At 66.7% G+C, this 18,866-nt stretch carries 13 protein-coding genes and 1 riboswitch; of the genes, 5 read left to right on the plus strand and 8 right to left on the minus strand.

The window, feature by feature from the left end; genetic code table 11:
- Positions 1-74 precede the first annotated feature (74 nt).
- A complete protein-coding gene (locus BLS52_RS05030; protein WP_245702698.1) occupies positions 75-1,499 on the plus strand; it encodes a glucose-6-phosphate dehydrogenase in 1,425 nt (474 codons plus the stop codon).
- A gap of 63 nt (positions 1,500-1,562) precedes the next feature.
- Here BLS52_RS05030 and BLS52_RS05035 read toward each other — a convergent pair whose 3' ends face one another.
- From BLS52_RS05035 to ftsY, 4 genes are all read right to left on the minus strand, one after another.
- Positions 1,563-3,020, minus strand: a complete 1,458-nt coding sequence (locus tag BLS52_RS05035) for a PQQ-dependent sugar dehydrogenase (protein WP_175460093.1) — start codon at positions 3,018-3,020, stop codon at positions 1,563-1,565.
- Positions 3,021-3,264: 244 nt separating this feature from the next.
- Positions 3,265-3,603, minus strand: coding sequence for a P-II family nitrogen regulator (locus tag BLS52_RS05040; protein WP_026543809.1), 339 nt, complete (start codon positions 3,601-3,603; stop codon positions 3,265-3,267).
- Positions 3,600-4,907: an ammonium transporter gene (locus tag BLS52_RS05045; protein ID WP_026543810.1), complete on the minus strand. Its 1,308-nt coding sequence runs from the start codon at positions 4,905-4,907 to the stop codon at positions 3,600-3,602. Before BLS52_RS05045 ends, BLS52_RS05040 begins: the two co-directional genes overlap by 4 nt.
- A gap of 235 nt (positions 4,908-5,142) precedes the next feature.
- Positions 5,143-6,348: a signal recognition particle-docking protein FtsY gene (gene ftsY / locus BLS52_RS18655; RefSeq protein WP_026543811.1), complete on the minus strand. Its 1,206-nt coding sequence runs from the start codon at positions 6,346-6,348 to the stop codon at positions 5,143-5,145.
- 66 nt (positions 6,349-6,414) lie between these two features.
- On the opposite strand from ftsY, the gene BLS52_RS18660 reads away from it, so the two are divergent.
- The gene (locus tag BLS52_RS18660; protein ID WP_090584901.1) at positions 6,415-7,677 is read left to right on the plus strand and encodes an MFS transporter; all 1,263 of its coding nucleotides are present in this window, start codon (positions 6,415-6,417) and stop codon (positions 7,675-7,677) included.
- On the opposite strand, the gene smc is transcribed toward BLS52_RS18660, so the two are convergent.
- Positions 7,652-11,224, minus strand: a complete 3,573-nt coding sequence (gene smc / locus BLS52_RS05060) for a chromosome segregation protein SMC (protein ID WP_175460094.1) — start codon at positions 11,222-11,224, stop codon at positions 7,652-7,654. The genes BLS52_RS18660 and smc overlap by 26 nt on opposite strands.
- Positions 11,225-11,506: 282 nt before the next feature.
- Here smc and BLS52_RS05065 point away from each other — a divergent pair, with 282 nt between their 5' ends.
- Genes BLS52_RS05065 through BLS52_RS05075 form a run of 3 tightly spaced genes read left to right on the plus strand, consistent with a single transcriptional unit; the run spans position 11,507 to position 16,097 of the window.
- Positions 11,507-12,529, plus strand: a complete 1,023-nt coding sequence (locus tag BLS52_RS05065; protein WP_026543813.1) for a 3-oxoacyl-ACP synthase III — start codon at positions 11,507-11,509, stop codon at positions 12,527-12,529.
- Positions 12,530-12,549: 20 nt separating this feature from the next.
- Positions 12,550-15,126: an alpha/beta fold hydrolase gene (locus BLS52_RS05070; protein WP_090585191.1), complete on the plus strand. Its 2,577-nt coding sequence runs from the start codon at positions 12,550-12,552 to the stop codon at positions 15,124-15,126.
- Positions 15,123-16,097, plus strand: coding sequence for an NAD-dependent epimerase/dehydratase family protein (locus BLS52_RS05075; RefSeq protein WP_090584902.1), 975 nt, complete (start codon positions 15,123-15,125; stop codon positions 16,095-16,097). The genes BLS52_RS05070 and BLS52_RS05075 overlap by 4 nt, the downstream gene beginning before the upstream one ends.
- A gap of 209 nt (positions 16,098-16,306) precedes the next feature.
- On the opposite strand, the gene BLS52_RS05080 is transcribed toward BLS52_RS05075, so the two are convergent.
- From BLS52_RS05080 to mutM, 3 genes are all read right to left on the minus strand, one after another.
- Positions 16,307-17,179, minus strand: coding sequence for a C40 family peptidase (locus BLS52_RS05080; protein WP_245702699.1), 873 nt, complete (start codon positions 17,177-17,179; stop codon positions 16,307-16,309).
- Positions 17,180-17,183: 4 nt separating this feature from the next.
- Positions 17,184-17,343: riboswitch (cyclic di-AMP (ydaO/yuaA leader) on the minus strand.
- Between the two features lie 145 nt (positions 17,344-17,488).
- Positions 17,489-17,770: a hypothetical protein gene (locus tag BLS52_RS05085; RefSeq protein WP_051470361.1), complete on the minus strand. Its 282-nt coding sequence runs from the start codon at positions 17,768-17,770 to the stop codon at positions 17,489-17,491.
- 77 nt (positions 17,771-17,847) lie between these two features.
- Entirely contained in the window at positions 17,848-18,861 is a 1,014-nt protein-coding gene (gene mutM / locus BLS52_RS05090) for a bifunctional DNA-formamidopyrimidine glycosylase/DNA-(apurinic or apyrimidinic site) lyase (RefSeq protein WP_090584904.1), read from the minus strand.
- Between the last annotated feature and the right edge of the window lie 5 nt (positions 18,862-18,866).

An 18,866-nucleotide genomic window follows, 5' to 3' on the forward strand; every position in this document is an offset into this window, starting at 1 on the left:
CTATCAAGGGTAGCAACTGGGTTGGTTCCCCCGGACAGCAGACAGCCGCACCCTGACAGTGGCAGGGTGGAGGAGTGACTACACATGCGATTGATGAACAGGCCTCGGGACACCGGTTCCGCGGACAGGCCATACGTACGCTGCTGATTCTCGGTGCGTCCGGCGACCTCACCGGCCGGCTGCTGCTCCCCGGGCTTGCCAGGCTGGTCAGGCATGGGAAGGCCGAGGACCTTGCCCTCGTAGGCGCCGGATCGGATGCGTGGACCGCCGAAGACTGGCAGGGAAGACTGGCGACGTCCTTCGCAGCTGCCACGCCGGATTCCGGCACGGCAGACGACGGCGGCGCCCTGGCACGGATCTGCGCGGCCAGCACCTACCACCAGGTGGACGTCACCGCTGACGGTGCACTGGCCGGCCTGATCGCCGGGCTTGAACCTCCCGTTGCGATTTATTTTGCGCTGCCGCCCGCTGTCAGCGAGAAGGCCAGCGCAAAGCTCGGTCCGGGCGACCTGCCGGAAGGTTCCCGCCTGGTGCTGGAAAAGCCCTTCGGCACCGACCTGGAGTCGGCGAGCCGGCTGAACTCCATCCTTGCCCGGCTGGTGCCCGAGGACCACATTCACCGGGTTGACCACTTCCTCGGCAAGGCGACGGTCCTGAACATCCTTGGGCTGCGCTTCGCGAACCGGTTCCTCGAACCGGTGTGGAACAGCCTCCATATCGATTCCGTCGACATTGTCTTCGATGAGGAGCTGACGCTCGAGAACCGTGCCCGCTATTACGACGGCGCCGGGGCACTCAAGGACATGATCCAGAGCCACCTGCTGCAGGTAATGGCCCTGCTTGCCATGAACGCCCCGTCAACACTGCACGAGCGGGACCTGCGCGATCACGTCGGCACTGTCCTGAGGGCCAGTTCCGTGCACCCGGACTTCAGGGAGAGCACCCGGCGTGCCCGGTACACCGCGGGAAACATCGGCGGGCGGGAGGTTCCCAACTACGTGGATGAAACCGGCGTCGACCCGTCCCGCGGAACCGAAACCCTCGCCGAAATAGTGGTGTCGATCAATAACGAGCGGTGGGCTGGAGTGCCGTTCCGGCTGAGATCCGGAAAGGCACTGGGGAGGACCCGCAAGGAAGCAGTCATCACCTTCAAGCCCGTGAACCACCTCCCGGACGGTTTCACAGGGGTAGACTCCCCCACCCGCCTGCGGATCGGATTCGGTCCGGACACCCTCCAGCTGGACATTGACGTCAACGGACCCGGTGACGTTTTCTGCCTCGACCGCGCAACCCTGCAGGCGGAGCTGAATGCCTCGGAACTGCTTCCCTACGGTGAAGTGCTCGACGGCGTCCTGTCGGGTGATCCGACCCTGTCGGTCCGCGGCGATACCGCAGAGGACTGCTGGCGCATCGTGGAACCTGTCCTGGCGGCGTGGAAAGCGGATGAGGTTCCCATGGACGAGTACGCGGCGGGCTCGGACGGCCCACCCAACTGGTGACCCTGCGTTCAACCCGCCTTGCGGGGCCGGCCCGCGCCCGGACGCGGCCCGGCCCCTCCGGCGTCAGTCCCGGCAGTCGGCGTCGTCAGCGCACTCACGGACCAGCTTCATGACCACGCCGCGCTCCTCATCGGGGCCGCCGCTCTTGTTGGCCAGGACGTAGAGCTCTCCGTCCATGTCCTCACCGATTCCGAGCACAAAGAGATTGATGTGCCCGTTGACCAGGTTGAAGACCTTCGGTGTGCGGTCCCGGGGGTCCGCGGTATCGGTCTCATCGACGTACAGAACCCGGCCGTTCGCGGAGTGGAAGCCGTCTGAATAGTCGCCGAGGACATACGTTCCGTACAGTTCAGGCAACTCGGATCCCCGATAGACAAAGCCGCCGATTGTTGCGACACCCTCATCATGGTCGTACTGGGCAACCGGATCTATCAGCCCCGGCGGGAACCCCGGAGTATCGGCGTAGACAAACCCGTCAGAGGCGAAACCCATGAGTTCGGTGCCGCCGGGATTGAACTGGAACGTTCCTTCCTTCACCCGCCACCCGTAGTTTCCGCCCTGCTGGATGGGTCCATCGACCTCTTCGATACTGTTCTGTCCGACGTCGGCGGTCCAGATCAGTCCAGTTCCACCGAGATCGGCGCGGTCTGACGAGGCGCGGAACGGGTTCCGGAATCCGTAGGCGTAGATCTCCGGTGCGGCGCTCGCCTGCGGGTCCATTCTGAGGATCTTGCCCAGCAGGTTCGACAGGTCCTGGGCGTTGCCCGCACCCTCGTGACTGATGCACGGGCCCTCGCCGGCAAGACCCTGCTGCCCGAACTGGTCGTCCGCACACCCGCCGTCGCCGGAGGTGATGTAGAGCAGGTGCCGGTCAGCGGCGGTGGTACCGAAGAAGATCGCGCCGCCGTTGTGATTGAACTGCGGCTCCTCGATGGTGAGCACCACCCGGCTGGCCGATTCCTGCGGCGTGATCGCCCCTCTGGCCAGCGGGTCCATCCCGGGGTTGGGGACGGTCCATTCCCGGACGGTGGCGAGGTGGTTGGGCTGCTGATCCGGCGTTGATGCCGTGCCCGGTATAGGCTCCGAGGTCATCGTGTACAGCAATCCGTTGACAGCAAAATCGGGATGGAAGGCGGCGCCGAGGAAGCCCCGCTCGTCGGCATCCAGGATCAGCGGCACCAGGAGGGAGCCGACATCGAGGACCCGGCTTTTCGCACCCGTCTCCGTGTTGACGGCCCAGAGGGGCCCGTCCTGGTCCACCACGAACAGGACGTCCGCGATACCCGGAGCGTAGGTCCCCCAGTTGGGCGCGGTCAGGCCATCGCCTTCCGCAATGGTCTGCAGTTCCAACTGGATGGCACCGTCATCGATGTGCCCGGGAATCGGGTCGTCGATCGGCTCGGGTGCGTTATTTGACGGTCCGGCCGTCGCAATGCCGGCTGATCCGGCAAGAACAAGACTGAAAGCCAACCCGGTGAGGCCAAGAATGAGGCGTGGTCCGGCGTGTGTATGAGGTTGCATGTAGATCGCCATCCTTCAGGCGGATCCAGCGAGACCTTCGAATAGGAAAGAGGAAGAATTGTCCCCGCCCGGTGATCAGCAAGTCAGCTGAAGACCGGAAGACCGATCTTGTATGGGACGTTTCAAACGGCGCACTCGTTACGACGCCGATGCTACACCCGCGCTATCAGGTTACGGAAGAATAACGGACACACGAAAAATGCGGGCCCCCCGCAACCGGAGGGCCCGCATTTCCGGCGTCGGACTAGAGTGCTGCTTCCCCGCGCTCGCCGGTCCGGACGCGGACGGCGTCTTCAACCGGGAGGACCCAGACCTTCCCGTCACCGGCGCGGCCGGTGTTGGCGGTGGATACGAGCACATCCACGATGTCGGTCACCGAGGCGTCGGATACGAGCACCTCGACCCGGGCCTTCTGGAGCAGGTCGACGGTGTATTCAGCTCCCCTGTAGACCTCCGTGTGTCCACGCTGGCGTCCGTAGCCGCTTGCCTGGCTCACCGTCAGTCCCTGCACCCCGTAGTTCTCCAGGGCGCCGCGTACGTTGTCGAGCTTGTCCGGACGGACGATTGCTGTCACGAGCTTCATGAGTTCACCTTCTGCTGGGCCGGGTCGGCGACGGGAACCTGGGAGGTGCCGTGGAACGGGTGGAACTGTCCTCCGACGCCCAGTCCGCCGAATTCATAGGCGGTCTCGGCGTGTTCGGAAAGGTCGACGCCGGACACTTCGTTGTCGGGAGTGACCCGGAAGCCGATGGTCTTGTGGATAGCCAGGCCGATCAGTGCCGTCATGACCGCGGACAGGGTGATCGCCACGAGAACGGACACAATCTGCGCCACGAGCTGCGCTGTGCCGCCGCCGTAGAAGATGCCTCCGCCTTCGCCGTCGATGGGAAGGGCAATGAAGCCGATCGCAAGGGTTCCAAGGGTGCCCGCGACAAGGTGCACGGCCACAACATCGAGGGAGTCATCGAAGCCAAGCTTGTACTTCAGGCCGACCGCCAGTGCGCAGACGGCACCGGATACGAGGCCAAGTCCGACGGCGCCGATGGGGCTGACGCTTGCACAGGCCGGTGTGATGGCGACCAGGCCGGCGACGATGCCCGATGCCGCTCCGAGTGAGGTGGGACGGCCGTCGCGGAAGCGTTCAGTGACCAGCCAACCGACCATCGCCGCTGCCGGCGCTGCCATGGTGTTCACCCAGATCAGGCCCGCTTCCTCTGCGGTACCGGCGGCGCCGCCGTTGAAGCCGAACCAGCCGAACCAGAGCAGTGCCGCGCCGAGCATCACGAGGGGGACGTTGTGCGGACGGTGCGCCGGATCCTTCCCGAAGCCCTGCCGCTTGCCGAGGATGATTGCGAGAACCAGTGCCGCAACGCCGGCGCTGATATGGACGACCGTTCCGCCTGCGAAGTCGATTGCCTCACCTACCGTGCTGCCGATTGCGCCCTCGGCGCTGAGCAGGCCGCCTCCCCAGACCATGAAGGCCAGCGGGCAGTAGACGGCCGTGACCCAGATCGGGACAAACAGCGACCACGCGCCGAACTTGGCCCGGTCAGCAATGGCGCCGCTGATGAGGGCGACAGTGATGATGGCGAATGTCACGCCGTAACCGGCTCCGATCATGTCCTCGGTGCCGATCAATCCCTCAAGTCCGAAGGAGGCGAAGGGGTTTCCGAAGAGCTGGGCGACGCCGTCGCCGCCGGTCATCGAATAGCCCCAGAGCACCCAGACGATGCCTACCAGGCCGACGGCGATGAAGCTCATCATCATCATGTTCAGGGCTGCTTTGGCACGGGTCATGCCGCCATAGAAAAATGCCAGCCCGGGTGTCATGAGCAATACCAGGGCGGCGGAAACCATGACCCAGACGTGACCTGCTGTCAGATCCATCGTTACGTCCTCTCGCGAGTGGCGGGCACTTCCCGCTCGAGAAAAGTCTCGCAATGGCGTGTTTCCGTACCTTGGGAATTGTGTTGCCGGCACGTTACGGCGGATTCACTGACGTAAAGAGTGCGTGACCGGATTGTTTCGGCCGTGTTTCATCCGCCGTTGTTCCGGCGGACCGCCGTTAAAACCGCGTGCCCCGCAGCCTGTGTGGGGCTGCGGGGCAAGTCGATGCGTTGGGTCAGTTCAGGAGTGCGTCCACAAACGCTTCGGCCTCGAACGGCGCGAGATCGTCCGCACCCTCACCGAGGCCGATCAGCTTCACGGGCACCCCCAGCGAGCGCTGGATGGCGACGACGATGCCGCCCTTGGCAGTTCCGTCCAGCTTTGTGAGGACAATGCCGGTGATGTTGACGACTTCAGCGAACACCTTCGCCTGGTTCAGCCCGTTCTGTCCGGTGGTTGCGTCGAGAACCAGCAGGACCTCGTCCACTGTGCCCTGCTTCTCGATGACCCGCTTGACCTTGCCGAGCTCGTCCATCAGACCGACCTTGTTCTGTAGCCGGCCCGCCGTGTCGATCATGACGACGTCGACCTCACCCTCGATTCCGGCCTTGACGGCCTCGAAGGCGACGGAGGCAGGGTCTGCGCCGTCGACGTCGGACTTCACGGTGGGCACTCCCACCCGCTGTCCCCAGGTGGCCAGCTGCTCCGCAGCTGCGGCGCGGAACGTGTCAGCTGCTCCGAGCAGTACATCCTTGTCTTCGGCGACGAGCACCCGGGCCAGCTTGCCCACCGTGGTGGTCTTGCCTACACCGTTCACGCCGACCACCATGACGATCGCCGGCCGGTCCGCGTGGCGGTCGGTGGCAAGCGTCCGGTCCATGGTCGGGTCCACGAGCCTGATCAGCTCCTCCCGGAGCATGGTCTTGACCTCTTCGGGGCTGCGGCTGCCGGCGACCTTCACGCGTTCCCGGAGCGCATCCACGAGATCGGTGGTGGGTTCGGTGCCGAGGTCCGCCAGGAGCAGCGTCTCCTCGATCTCATCCCAGACGTCCTCATCGATGCGGTCGCGGGAAAGCAGAGCGAGGAGGCCCTTGCCGAGCGCGTTGTTGGATTTGACCAGCCGCGCGCGCAGCCGGGCGAGGCGTCCCTGTACCGGGTCCGGTGTCTCCACCGGGATGGTCTCGACTCCGGTCCGGGTCTCCTCGAGATCCCTCAGATCGTCAGGAACGACGACGTCGGGGCCGGTGTCGAGGTCGGCCGGCCTTTCGAGCGTGTCGGTGCCGACACCGCGTGAAGCGGTTGCGCCGTCGTCGTCCGGGTCCCGCGTGGTGGTGTAGGTGCCCGGCGGCGTGCGGCGGGAGCGCACCAGCAGAGCGGCGAGCGACCCCAGGACGCCCAGCGCTACGAGGACATAAATGACTATCGGGAGGATCTCGTTCACGTTTCCAAGCTTCTCACACGGGCCGCGGGCGTACAGGGCGGCCGGAAACTGGGACAATCGGACATTGTGGTTGCTTTTCGAAACTTTCAACGGCGTGCGGAGCGCGGTCCGGACACCCGGGAACGCCTGCGCCTGCCGCGCGAAATCAAGGTACTTATCGCCGCGGCGTTTGTGATTGCCATCGGCTTCGGCCTGGTTGCTCCCGTCCTCCCCCAGTTCGCCCAGAGCTTCGGCGTGGAAGCGACTGCCGCCGCGGTGATTGTCAGCGCCTTTGCGTTCACGCGGCTGGTCTTCGCTCCCGCCGGCGGCAAATTCGTCGAGCGACTGGGGGAACGTCCCGTCTACGTGGCGGGCCTGCTGATCGTCGCGCTGTCGACGGCGGCCTGTGCCTTCGCTGCCGACTACTGGCAGCTGCTCATCTTCCGTGGGCTGGGCGGCATTGGTTCCACCATGTTCACCATCTCGGCGATGGGCCTCATTGTCCGGCTGGCGCCGGCAGGGATGCGCGGCCGGGTCACCGGCGCCTACGCATCGGCCTTCCTCCTGGGCAGCATCGGCGGGCCGTTCCTGGGCGGGCTGCTGGCCGGGTTCGGTCTCCGCGTGCCGTTCCTGGTGTACGCGGGAGCGCTGCTGGTGGCGGCCGCCGTCGTCTTCTTCCAGCTCAGGGACACCACCCTCGGCAGCCGCAAGTCAGCGGCAGCCCAACCGGCACTGACTGTGAGGGAGGCGGTCCGGGATTCCGCGTACCGGGCGGCGCTGGTGTCCGGGTTCGCCAACGGCTGGGCATCGTTCGGAGTCCGGATGGCCCTGGTTCCGCTGTTCGCGGCCGCCGTGCTGGGCGCCGGTCCAGAGGTGGCGGGAATCTCGCTGGCCTTCTTCGCCGGAGGCACCGCGCTGGCCCTCACCGTGTCCGGCAGGCTCGCCGATTCACTCGGCCGGAAGCCCCTGGTGCTCACCGGCCTGGCGGTCAACGGTGCAGCCATGGCCGGCCTCGGGCTCACCACTGATGTGGTCGCCTTCCTGGCAGTGTCCGTCATAGCGGGCATCGGCGCGGGCATCCTCAATCCGGCCCAGCAGGCAGCCGTTGCCGATGTGATCGGCAACGAGCGCAGCGGCGGAAAGGTGCTCGCCGCCTTCCAGATGAGCACCGACACCGGTGCTATCTTCGGCCCGATCCTGGCCGGGCTCCTGGTGGATGCGTTTTCCTACGGCTGGGCGTTCGGCCTGACCGGCGTGACCGCCCTGGCGGCATTTCTGATGTGGACTGCGGCCCGGGAAACCCTGGGCGAGGCAGGCCAGCCCGTCAGGCGTCCACCAGCCGCTGGCTGATCACCGTGGACACGCCGTCGCCCCTCATGGTCACGCCGTACAGGGCGTCCGCCACCTCCATGGTGCGCTTCTGGTGGGTGATGACGATGAGCTGGCTGGATTCCCGGAGTTCCTCGAAGATGGTGATGAGCCGGCCGAGGTTGGTGTCATCCAGCGCTGCCTCCACCTCGTCCATCACGTAGAACGGCGACGGCCGCGCCTTGAAGATCGCCACCAGGAGCGCGACGGCGGTGAGGGACCTTTCGCCGCCGGAGAGCAGTGAGAGCCGCTTGATTTTCTTGCCGGCAGGCCGCGCCTCCACCTCGATGCCGGTGGTCAGCATGTCATCCGGGTCCGTCAGCACCAGGCGGCCCTCACCGCCGGGGAACAGGCGCCCGAAGACGCGCTCGAACTGCGCCGCCGTGTCGCGGTAGGCGGCGGTGAACACCTCTTCCACCCGCTCGTCCACTTCCCGGATGATGTCCAGCAGGTCCTTCCGGGTGGCCTTCAGGTCCTCAAGCTGGGTGCTGAGGAATTGGTGGCGTTCCTCCAGCGCCGCGAATTCCTCGAGCGCCAGCGGATTCACCTTGCCCAGCGAGGACAGGTCGCGCTCGGCGCGTTTGAGCCGCTTCTCCTGCTCCTCGCGGACAAACGGCACGCCTTCGCGGACCGGATTGCCGTCGTCGTCCACGGCCATGCGCAGATCCGCCCATTTGTCAGCGGATTTCGCCGCGGAAGGAACCGGCTGGTCCGGACCGTACTCGGCAATCAGGTGGTCAGCGGTGAGGCCCAGCTCATCAATGGACCGGTTCTCCAGGGCCTCGATCCTGAGCCGCTGCTGGGCACGAGCCAGTTCATCCCGATGCACCGAGTCGGTCAGCTCAGCCAGTTCGGTCAGCAGCGCCTCGTTGCGGCTCCGGACCCCGGCGAGTTCGGATTCCCACGCCGACCGCACCTCCTCGGCAGCCTCCCGGGCGCGCCCCGCGCGGTCAACCGAAACGTCAAGGAAGGCGAGCACCTGCCGCACGGCCTGGCCCACCGCCGTCGCTTTGGCACCCTGCAGCCGGCGGATCCGCGCCCGTTCCGCGGCCTGTTCCCGGGCGGCCCGCTCGGTCCGCGCCGCATGCTCGAGCGACGCCGCCCGGTTCGACGTTGCCCGCAGCTGTTCCTCCGCGCTGCGCAGCGCAAGCCGTGCGTCCATCTCGGCCTGCCGCGCGTGCGTTGCGGCGAGCGCCAGCGTGTCCCTGGTCCCGGTGTCCGGCTCCACGTCCGCGGGAGCGTCCTGGGCGTGCGCCAGCCTCAGCGTGACTTCTTCGAGGCGTTCCTGCTCGGCAGCGAGATTGGCCTCGGCTGACTCCGCCAGGCGGGTGAGCCGCTCCGTCTCCCCTGACGCCGAGCGCAGCACGGAACCCAGTTGGCCCAGCTTTTCGGCGACGGCGGCAAGACGCGCGTCCGACTCGTGCAGCCGTTCCAACGCCGCGTCCGCCCGTTCCTGCGCTTCCCGGCGCTGTGCGGTAGCTGCGGAGATCCCGAACCGTGCCCGCTCGTAGCGTTCGGTGGCGGCACGCAGCGCCTCCGCGGCCTCGTCTACGGCAGCCTGCACCTCGAGGGTGCCGGGCGCAGCGGCGGTGCCTCCCCGCACCGAAACAGCCGTATAGAGGTCACCCTCGCGGGTCACGGCGGTCAGCGACGGGTACTGTCCCACCATGGCTGCGGCCTCGGTGAGGGAATCGACGACGACGACGGCCGCCAGGATCCTCCTGACCGCCCCTTCCAGCCCGCCGCTGGCGGTGACAAGCGAGGCCGCTGTACGTGCGCCGTCCGGTACTGCCGGCGGATCCGCTGCCTCGGGGTCCGCGCCGGCGATCAGCAGCTCCACCCGCCCGGCGTCGTCGTCCTTCATGCGGCGGATGGCGGCTCCCGCGGTCTGGAGGGAATCCACCGCCACTCCCTCGGAGAGGGAGCCCAGGGCTGCCGCGATAGCAGCCTCATACCCCGGCTCGACGGACAGCAGTCCGGCGACCGGGCCGAGCACCCCCTCCTCCCCCGCATCCAGCAGCACGCGGGACCCGTCCCTGCGCTCCAGCCCGAGCCGCAGTGCTTCGATGCGTGCGGAGAGGGCATCACGTTCCCTCTCCGCTGCGCGTTCCTCAGCCCGGAGTTCCTCAAGCGCTTCAAGCACCGCCTCCAGTGCCGCGCCGGCCTCCTCATAGTCGGCGTCGAGGCTTTCCTCACCCTCCTCCGCGCCTGCCACCTGGGATTCCAGGGCGGTGAAATCGCTCTGTGCGCGGCGGCGCCGTTCAGCCACCTCCACGACGGATTCCCGGAGCCTGCCCAGCTCTGCCTCGGCGGCCTCCACGCGGGAACGCGCTGCGCCGACCTGGCCGGACAGCCTGGCCAGGCCCTCCCGCCGGTCCGCTGCGGCGCGCAGGAGCGAGGCAAGGCGCCGTTCCTCGGCGGCCGCCGCGTCCTCCGCGTCAGCCCGCTGTTCCAGGGCGTCCTCGAGCACCTCGGTGCGTTCGGCAATGTGCTCCTGCAGTTCGGATTCTTCCGCCCGCACCAGAGCCGCCTGCCGGTCCAGTTCCTCCGGGTCCCGGCCGCCCTCCGCCGGGGTGTCCACGGATCCCAGCAGGCGGCGCCGTTCCTCGGCCAGGTTGCCCAGGGAACGGAACCGTTCCCGGGTGGATGAGAGCCGGTACCAGGTGTCGCGTGCCGCATTCAGCTTCGGTGTTGCCTCCGCCGCGAGCCGCTCAAGCTCCGCCTGCCGGGACCGTCCCGTCTCAAGGAGGGCCTCGACCTCGGCCCTGCGCTCTTTCAGGGCGGTCTCGTCCGCAATCTCCTGCTCAAACGAGGTGGTCAGCTGTACCAGGTCGTCGGCCAGCAGACGGGCACGCGCATCGCGGGCCTCGAACTGCACCTGCTGCGCGCGGCGGGCGATGTCGGCCTGCTTGCCCAGCGGTGTCAGCTGACGCCGGATCTCACCGGTCAGGTCCGTCAGCCGGGTGAGGTTCGCCTGCATTGCCTCAAGCTTGCGGACCGTCTTCTCCTTGCGCCGGCGATGCTTGAGGATGCCCGCGGCCTCCTCGATGAACCCGCGCCGGTCTTCGGGCGTTGCGTGCAGCACACGGTCAAGCTGGCCCTGTCCGACAATGACGTGCATCTCCCGGCCCAGCCCGGAATCGGACAGAAGCTCCTGGATGTCAAGGAGCCGGCAGTTGCTTCCGTTGATGGCGTACTCGGATCCGCCGGCGCGGAACAGCGTGCGGGAGATGGTCACTTCCGAGTATTCAATGGGCAGCGCGCCGTCGGTGTTGTCGATGGTGAGGGACACCTGCGCCCGGCCCAGCGGAGGCCGCCCGGAGGTGCCGGCGAAAATCACGTCCTCCATCTTCCCGCCGCGGAGCGTCTTGGCACCCTGCTCGCCCATGACCCAGGCCAGTGCGTCGACGACATTGGACTTCCCGGACCCGTTGGGGCCGACGACGGCGGTCACTCCCGGCTCAAAGTCGAAGGTCGTCGCGGAGGCAAAAGACTTGAAGCCTCGGACAGTCAGACTTTTCAGGTGCACGGGACTCAGGTTCTCCAGGAGGGGTACGTTACCCACAATCTACTGCGTTCAACCGGGAATCATTGGTATTTCCACAGTGATCCGCTGCCCCCGGCCCGCCGGGTCAACGTGCCCTTATGTGCTGGAGGAACTAGGCTTTCCCCAGGATCGTTAGTAACCGAAGTATGCTTATCATTTCCAGATTGGCATCCAATGCCGGCCATGCGCTATCGGTTCCGGTGGAGCGAACAGCGGACCCGCGGATCACCCCGCAAGGGAACAGACGGACACGAGGCAGGAAATTTGACCGGCAACTTCAACTTCCGACATCGCAACACCGCTCTCCTCGGCGTGGAAAGTGTTGAAGCGCCGGTCATCATCACCTCAGCCGAGTTCGATCGCATCCTCTCTCCGGCGCTTCGCCGGTTGAGGCTCTCAAAGGGCCTCCTGCAACGGGTAGCCGGCATCACGGAGCGCCGCTGGTGGGCGCCGGAGACCGGCTTCGAGGACGGCGCCATCGAAGCGGGGGCCAAGGCCCTTGCGTCGTCGGGCATTGAAGCCTCCCAGATCGGGCTGCTGATCAATACCTCCGTGTCGCGGACAAACCTTGAGCCATCCGTTGCCGTCAAGATCCACAATGGGCTGGGCCTGCCCTCCTCCGCCATGAATTTCGACGTCGCCAATGCGTGCCTCGGCTTTGTCAACGGCATCACCCTGGCAGCCAACATGATCGAGGCGGGGCAGATCCAGTACGCCATGGTGGTCAACGGGGAAGACGCCCAGGCCACCCAGGAAGCGACGCTCAGGCGCCTGAATTCGCCCAGCGCCACACGGGAAAGCTTCATGCAGGAGTTCGCCACCCTCACCCTGGGCTCCGGTGCAGCCGCCGCTATCCTCGGCCCGGCTGACCTGCACCCGGGATCCCATCGCATCCTGGGAGGCGTTGCCCGTGCCGGGACAGAACACCACGAGCTGTGCGTCGGCGGCATCGACGGAATGTACACCGACGCCCAGGGCCTGCTCGACGGCGGCCTCCAGCTGGTCGTCGAGGCCTGGGAGGAGGCACAGACCCAGTGGCAGTGGGCGGACATGGACCGCTACATCACCCACCAGGTGAGCACCACACACACCAACGCGATCATCGAGGCCGTGAACCTCGATCCCAAGAAGGTCCCCCAGACCTTCCCGCGGTGGGGAAACGTGGGACCGGCCTCCCTTCCGATGACCCTTGCGGCAGAGGCCCAGACCCTGACCTCGGGTGACCGGGTGCTGTGCATGGGCGTGGGATCCGGCCTCAACACCGCAATGCTGGAGATTGAGTGGTAGAACTTCCCGGCGTCGACCCGATGTGGTCGACCTACCTCGACGTGCCGTCCACCGCCGCCGTGGACCCTGACGGAACCGTCAACCGGTGGCATTACCTGGACAATCTGCCCTCCCTCGTCGGCGAGACGCGCGGCACGCTCCTGTGCGTGCACGGGAACCCCACGTGGTCCTATCTCTGGCGAACGCTCCTCGCAGCCGGCGCCAGGCAGGGGTGGCGGGTTGTTGCCGTGGACCAGCTCGAAATGGGTCTTTCAGAGCGGAGCGGCCGGAAGCGCAGGCTGGCTGACCGGATCCGTGACCTCGAGGACTTCACGGGTGCGCTTCGGCTCCGCGGCCCGCTGGTCACCGTCGGCCACGACTGGGGCGGGGTTGTCAGCCTCGGATTCGCGGACCGCAACCGCGAGGACCTCGCTGCGGTTGTCCTGACCAATACCGCGATTCATCAGGATCCCAACGCTCCGATTCCCGCGCCGCTCCGGCTGGCCCTGAACGGGGCCGTACACCGGCTGGGCACCTCCACCACCCCTGCCTTCCTTGAAACCACACTCGCGCTGGCACGCCCCCGGCTCTCCCCCGAGGTGCGGGCGGCCTACCGCGAGCCCTACCGCACGGCCTCGCGGCGCCGGGGCATCGAGCAGTTCGTCGCCGACATCCCCGTTGGGCCCGCCCATCCGAGCCATGCCGAACTGACCCGAATCGCCGGAAACATCCGCACGCTCGATGTGCCGGTGCTGATGCTGTGGGGCCCTGAGGACCCCATCTTCTCGGACACCTATCTCAATGACCTCACCAGGCGCCTCCCGCAGGCCGACGTACACCGGTTCGAAGGTGCGGGCCATCTGGTCGCCGAGGACCGCGACATCGCCGCACCCATCTTCGACTGGCTTGGTGACCGTGAGTCCATCTCCGGTGCGAAGGTGCCCGCATGTGCCTCCGCCGGCTCATTCACTCCGCTCTGGCAGCAGATCCGGGACCGCGGCACAGGGGATTCCGCCAGCACGCCGGCCGTCGCCGATATGGGGACCGACGGCGAAGTGGCCCGGCTCCTCTCCTGGCGGGAACTGGACCACAGGGTCAGCAGGCTCGCAGCAGGCCTGCACCGGATCGGCGTCAGGTCCGGCAGCAGAGTCAGCCTGATGGTCCCGCCCGGAGTTGAGCTCACTGTCCTGATCTACGCATGCCTACGACTCGGCGCTGTCATTGTGCTCGCCGACGCCGGGCTTGGAGCAAAAGGCCTCAGCCGTGCAGTCCGCGGGACGGTTCCGGATTTCCTGGTGGGCATCGAGCGGGCACTGGTTGCAGCGCGCGTCTTCGGCTGGCCCGGCACACGCATCAGCGCCGGACCGGTGCCTGCCTCGCGCGCCCGGCTCCTCGGGGTCACCCACCACCTGAGTGACCTCTCCGGGGGAAGCTCCGCCTACCAGGGAGCCGACCCCTCCCCCGACTCCGACGCCGCAATCCTGTTCACGTCCGGTTCAACAGGACCCGCGAAGGGAGTGGTCTACACACACCGTCAGCTCTCCGCGATGCGTGACACCCTGGCCGTCACTCTCGGACTGACGCCGGGCAGTGCACTCGTGGCCGGTTTTGCACCCTTTGCACTCCTCGGACCCGCGCTCGGCGCGTCCTCAGTCACCCCCGCAATGGACGTGACTGCGCCGGGGACCCTCACGGCGCGCGCGTTGTCCGACGCGGCGGCAGCCATCGAGGCCACCACGGTGTTTGCCTCACCGGCCGCCCTGCGCAACGTCCTGGCTACGGCGGCGGACATCACGCCGCGCGGCGGGCAGGCGCTGCGCCGGATAAAGATTCTGCTCTCCGCAGGGGCACCCATTCCGTCGAGTCTGCTGGAGGAGCTGCAGGCACTGGTGCCCAGTGCTTCCCTGCACACCCCCTACGGCATGACTGAGGCCCTCCCCGTCACCGACATAGACCGCGAAGGCATCCGAAAAGCCGCTGCCCTGCCCGTGCCGGGAACAGGAAACGGTGTCTGCGTGGGCAGTGCCGTGCCTGCAGCGGAAATTTGCATCAGCGCCCTCGACTCCAGTGGCGCCGCCTCCGGCACACCCACCACGAAACCCGGTGTCACCGGTGAAATCCTCGTGCGCGCCCCACACGTCAAGGACCGTTATTTCCGGCTGTGGCTGACAGAGCGGGAATCGTCGAGAACCGCGGGCTGGCACCGGACCGGCGACGTCGGGCATCTCGATCGCGACGGGCGGCTCTGGGTCGAGGGAAGGCTCGCCCACGTGATCACCTCTGCATCGGGAGTCCTCACACCGGTTGGACCCGAGCAGGCCATCGAAAAGCTCGACGCCGTTCGTCAGGCCGCCATGGTGGGAGTGGGGCCGGCGGGCACCCAGGCCGCTGTCGCCGTCGTCGTACCGGCGGACGGTGGGAAAGCATCGGGTCTCGCGCCGACCGGCCTGGCAGACAGCGTCAGGCAGGCGCTCAGCATGGGCGGCTTGTCCCCGGCTGCGGTGCTGACCCTCCCTGCGCTGCCCACGGATGTCCGCCACAATGCGAAAATCGACCGTGCCGCCGTCGCAAAATGGGCAGCCGACGTACTGGAAGGCCGCGGGAGGAAGGCCCCGTGAAGGTTCTCGTCACCGGTGCCAGCGGGATGCTCGGCGGTGCCGTGGCTTCCCGGCTCGTCCGGGACGGCCATACCGTCCGCACCTTCCAACGCCGTCCCTCCGGTGTCCCCGGGGCGGTGGATGTGGCTGGAGACCTCGGTGACCGGGCCGGCCTCCTGCGTGTCGTTTCCGGGATGGAGGGCGTTATCCACCTCGCGGCAAAGGTGTCCTTCACCGGTAACCCTGCCGACTTCCGCCGGATTAACGTGGACGGTACAGCGGATCTCCTGGACGCGGCGCGGGCTGCCGGAGTGGAGCGCTTTGTTCAGGTTTCATCGCCCTCGGTGGCGCACACCGGTGATTCCCTGGTGGGTGCGGCCGCGGAGCCGGCCAATCCTCAACGCGTGCACGGCGCCTATGCGCAGACCAAGGCGCAGTCGGAAATCCTCGCCCTGGCTGCTGACGGCAGGGATCTGGCCGTCGCCGCGGTCCGTCCGCACATCGTGTGGGGGCCGGGTGACGCCCAATTGGTGGAGCGGGTCCTCAGCCGCGCACGGGTGGGACGGCTTCCGCTGCTCAGCGGCGGTACTGCGCTCGTGGACACGACCTACGTGGACAACGCCGCCACGGCCATTGTTGCGGCGCTTGCCCGCATGGAATACGTGCATGGTCAGGCGCTGGTGGTGACGAACGGCGAGCCGCGGCCCATCGGGGAACTCCTCGCCCGCATCTGCGCCGCTGGTGGCGTTCCGGAACCGCAAAGATCCGTGCCCGGCTGGCTGGGCCGGTTCGCGGGCAGCGCCGTCGAAACCTTCTGGCGGGGCACCCACGCCGACGGCGAGCCGCCGATGACCCGGTTCCTCGCGGAGCAGCTGTCCACGGCGCACTGGTTCGACCAGCGGCGAACCCGGGAACTGCTGGACTGGACACCCTCAATTCCGCTCGACGATGGCTTTGCCCGACTGGCGGCCCACTACGGCGGACGGGCCTGACCCGGCTACGCCGGCCAGGAGCCGAGCGTGGGTCGCCGAGCGTGAACCGAGCGGGCGGAAATAACCATATCCTGCCTGCGGCAATGGGTATTTCCGCCCGCTCGATCCGACAAAGAGGCCAGGAATAGCGAAAGGGAGAACCGGTTTCCCGGTTCTCCCTTTCGCTATTCAGCTATGTCGCCGATACTAAGCGGGCAGCATACGACTCGTTAGAGGCGCACGAAGAACGAACCCGGCAGGTCAGTCAGCGGGTGCTGCATGGTGAGGTTTGCACCGTTCATGCCACTGCTGATGACCTGTCCGCCTCCGGCGTAGATGCCCACGTGGCCAGGCCGGATGACCAGATCGCCGGGTGCAGGGGAGCTTACCCGGGTACCGTAATCGGCGAACTGCAGAGGACCGAGGTCCCCGACCGGCTGACCGGCTGCCGCCATTGCGATCTCGATGAGTCGGGTGCAGTCCTGAATGGACCCGGCAGCAAGTTGCGCACGAGCGGAAGCCAGGATGGCTGCACCCACACCGCTCGATGCGCCGTCAGCCACGGTGATGCTGGAGGAGGCCGTGGTGACGCCCATGGTGCTGGTCTCTACCGGTGCCGGAGCAACCTGCGGGGCCGGTGCTACCGGTGCCGGAGCAACCGGTGCGGGTGCAGCCGGTGCCGGGGCAGCAGCCGCGCTGCCTGACAGGCTGATGACCTGACCCGGGTAGATGATCGAATCCCAGCCGAGGCCGTTCGCCGCGAAGACGGCTTCGAGGCTTACGCCGTAGCTGGCGGCGATGGACCCGAGGGTGTCTCCGGCCTGAACGGTGTGTGTCGGGGCGTTGACAACCGGTGCCGGCGCTGCCGGAGCAGCAAGGGGTGCGGCCTGGACGCCCGCTTCTACCGCCGGGACGGTGGCTGAGGTGGTGGTGGTTCCCGCGCTTGCTGGAAGAGCGGCTCCGAACATGATTCCGGAGGCTGCTACCAGGACTGCTGCAGGGCGGCCGACGGTCCCGGCGTGGGAGCTGACTGCCTTGGAAACGACCTGCATGGTGCTGGGTGACTCTGCACGGTGGCGCGCGATATGACGGTTCTTGGACACGAAAATTGCCTCTCCCAATGCCTGCGGAGTTAGCTGTCGGATTCGGATGGGAGCCACCCGGACGTCCGGCGGTGAGGCCGGGCACGTCTTAACCCCTAGGACTTCTGAAGAAGTCCGCTATCTGGTTCCCCCGCTCCTGTCGCTGTGTGTAGCGAACGGACCTTCCAGCGGCGACAGGATTAGGCAATCCACCAGAAGGAAGCCGGGCGTTTGAGCCCGGCGTGTCCTAAACGTTACCGTCTTTTCGTTGAAATGTCACGTTTCGGTCACGGCCGCTCCACCGCAGGCGTCCAACCGCGTCCGAGAGGATCAGATCTTGTACTCGTCAGACGGGCTCTGTGCCGCGTCATTATCGCCGCCGCGGTGCATGGCCGACTGTGCCTTCTTCAGCGCCTGCTCGGCCTGCGCCTGGACCTCCGGAGCCTTGGCCTTTACCGTCTCGGATGCCTGGGACACCTTGTCCTGAACCTTCGGGTTGCTCCAGAGTTCGTTGGCCTTGACCTTGATCTGCTCATAACTTGCACGACCAGCCCGGGCGCCCAGAACGTAGCCTGCTGCCATGCCTGCCGCAAAAACCAACTTGTTCTTCATCGCGTGTCTCCTGACGTGTCGGGTACTGACGTATTGAATCTAGTCAGCGTACTTACTTTTGTCACGTCAGATGACACTCACCATCGCCCGTTGCGCGGCCGTGGCTGGCACCGGGGGCAACTGTAGGACGAGCGGTTCATAAACGTTTCGCGGCGTATCCGTGAGTCCCTGCCCTCGGCCTGGCACCGCCGGCAATGCTCGCGCTCCCTCCCATAGGCATTCAGGGAGCGTTCAAAATATCCCGAGGCGCCATTTACATTGACGTACAGGGAATCGAAACTGGTGCCGCCCGCGTCGAGTGCCCGGGACATCACGTCCCGGCAGGCGTCAAGCAGTCGGGCAGCCTCTGCCCTCCGGAGCGTGTCGGTAGGACGCGCATAATGCAGCTTTGCCGCCCACAACGACTCATCGGCATAGATGTTCCCGACCCCCGAGATGAGGGACTGGTCGAGCAGGGCCCGCTTCAGACCGGTTCGGCGGGACTGCAGCTTTCGGAAGAAATCCTCGAAGGAGAACGCGGGATCCAGCGGATCACGGGCAATGTGGGCAGCTTCCAGCGGAATCAATGGGACAGGGCTTTCGCCAAGGCCACCGGGAAATCCGTCGGAGGTGGGGACCATGTTTGTGACGAAGAGCCCGCCGAAGATTCGTTGGTCCACGAAGCGGAGCTCCCCCGGCATGGACCGGGCACCGGCCACCGGCGACAGCCGCAGGCGCACCCTCAGATGTACCTCATCGGGCTGCTCCGCATCTTCGACCAGCAGCTGCCCGCTCATTCCGAGATGGGCCACCAGAGCGACGGCCGGCGACGGTTCATCCCGGGTAAGCAGGTGCGACGACGGTGATTCGGGACCGCCGTCGTCGGGCGTGTCCTCGTCGGGCGTAAAGGTGAGCGGTAGCCAGAGGAACTTCCCGCGGCGCACCGCGTCTGTAACCCGCGCTCCGACAAGATTGCCGGCGAAATCCCCGGCTCCGAGCGTGTGGCGGCGGATGGACCGCGGATCAAGAACGTCAACTGCCTCAATCCGGCGACCCTGGACCCAGCGCGCCAACCCACGGCGCACCACTTCCACCTCGGGCAGTTCAGGCATGGGCG

It is taken from the genome of Arthrobacter subterraneus, from assembly GCF_900099735.1.
GTDB classification, from domain to species: Bacteria; Actinomycetota; Actinomycetes; order Actinomycetales; family Micrococcaceae; genus Arthrobacter_D; species Arthrobacter_D subterraneus.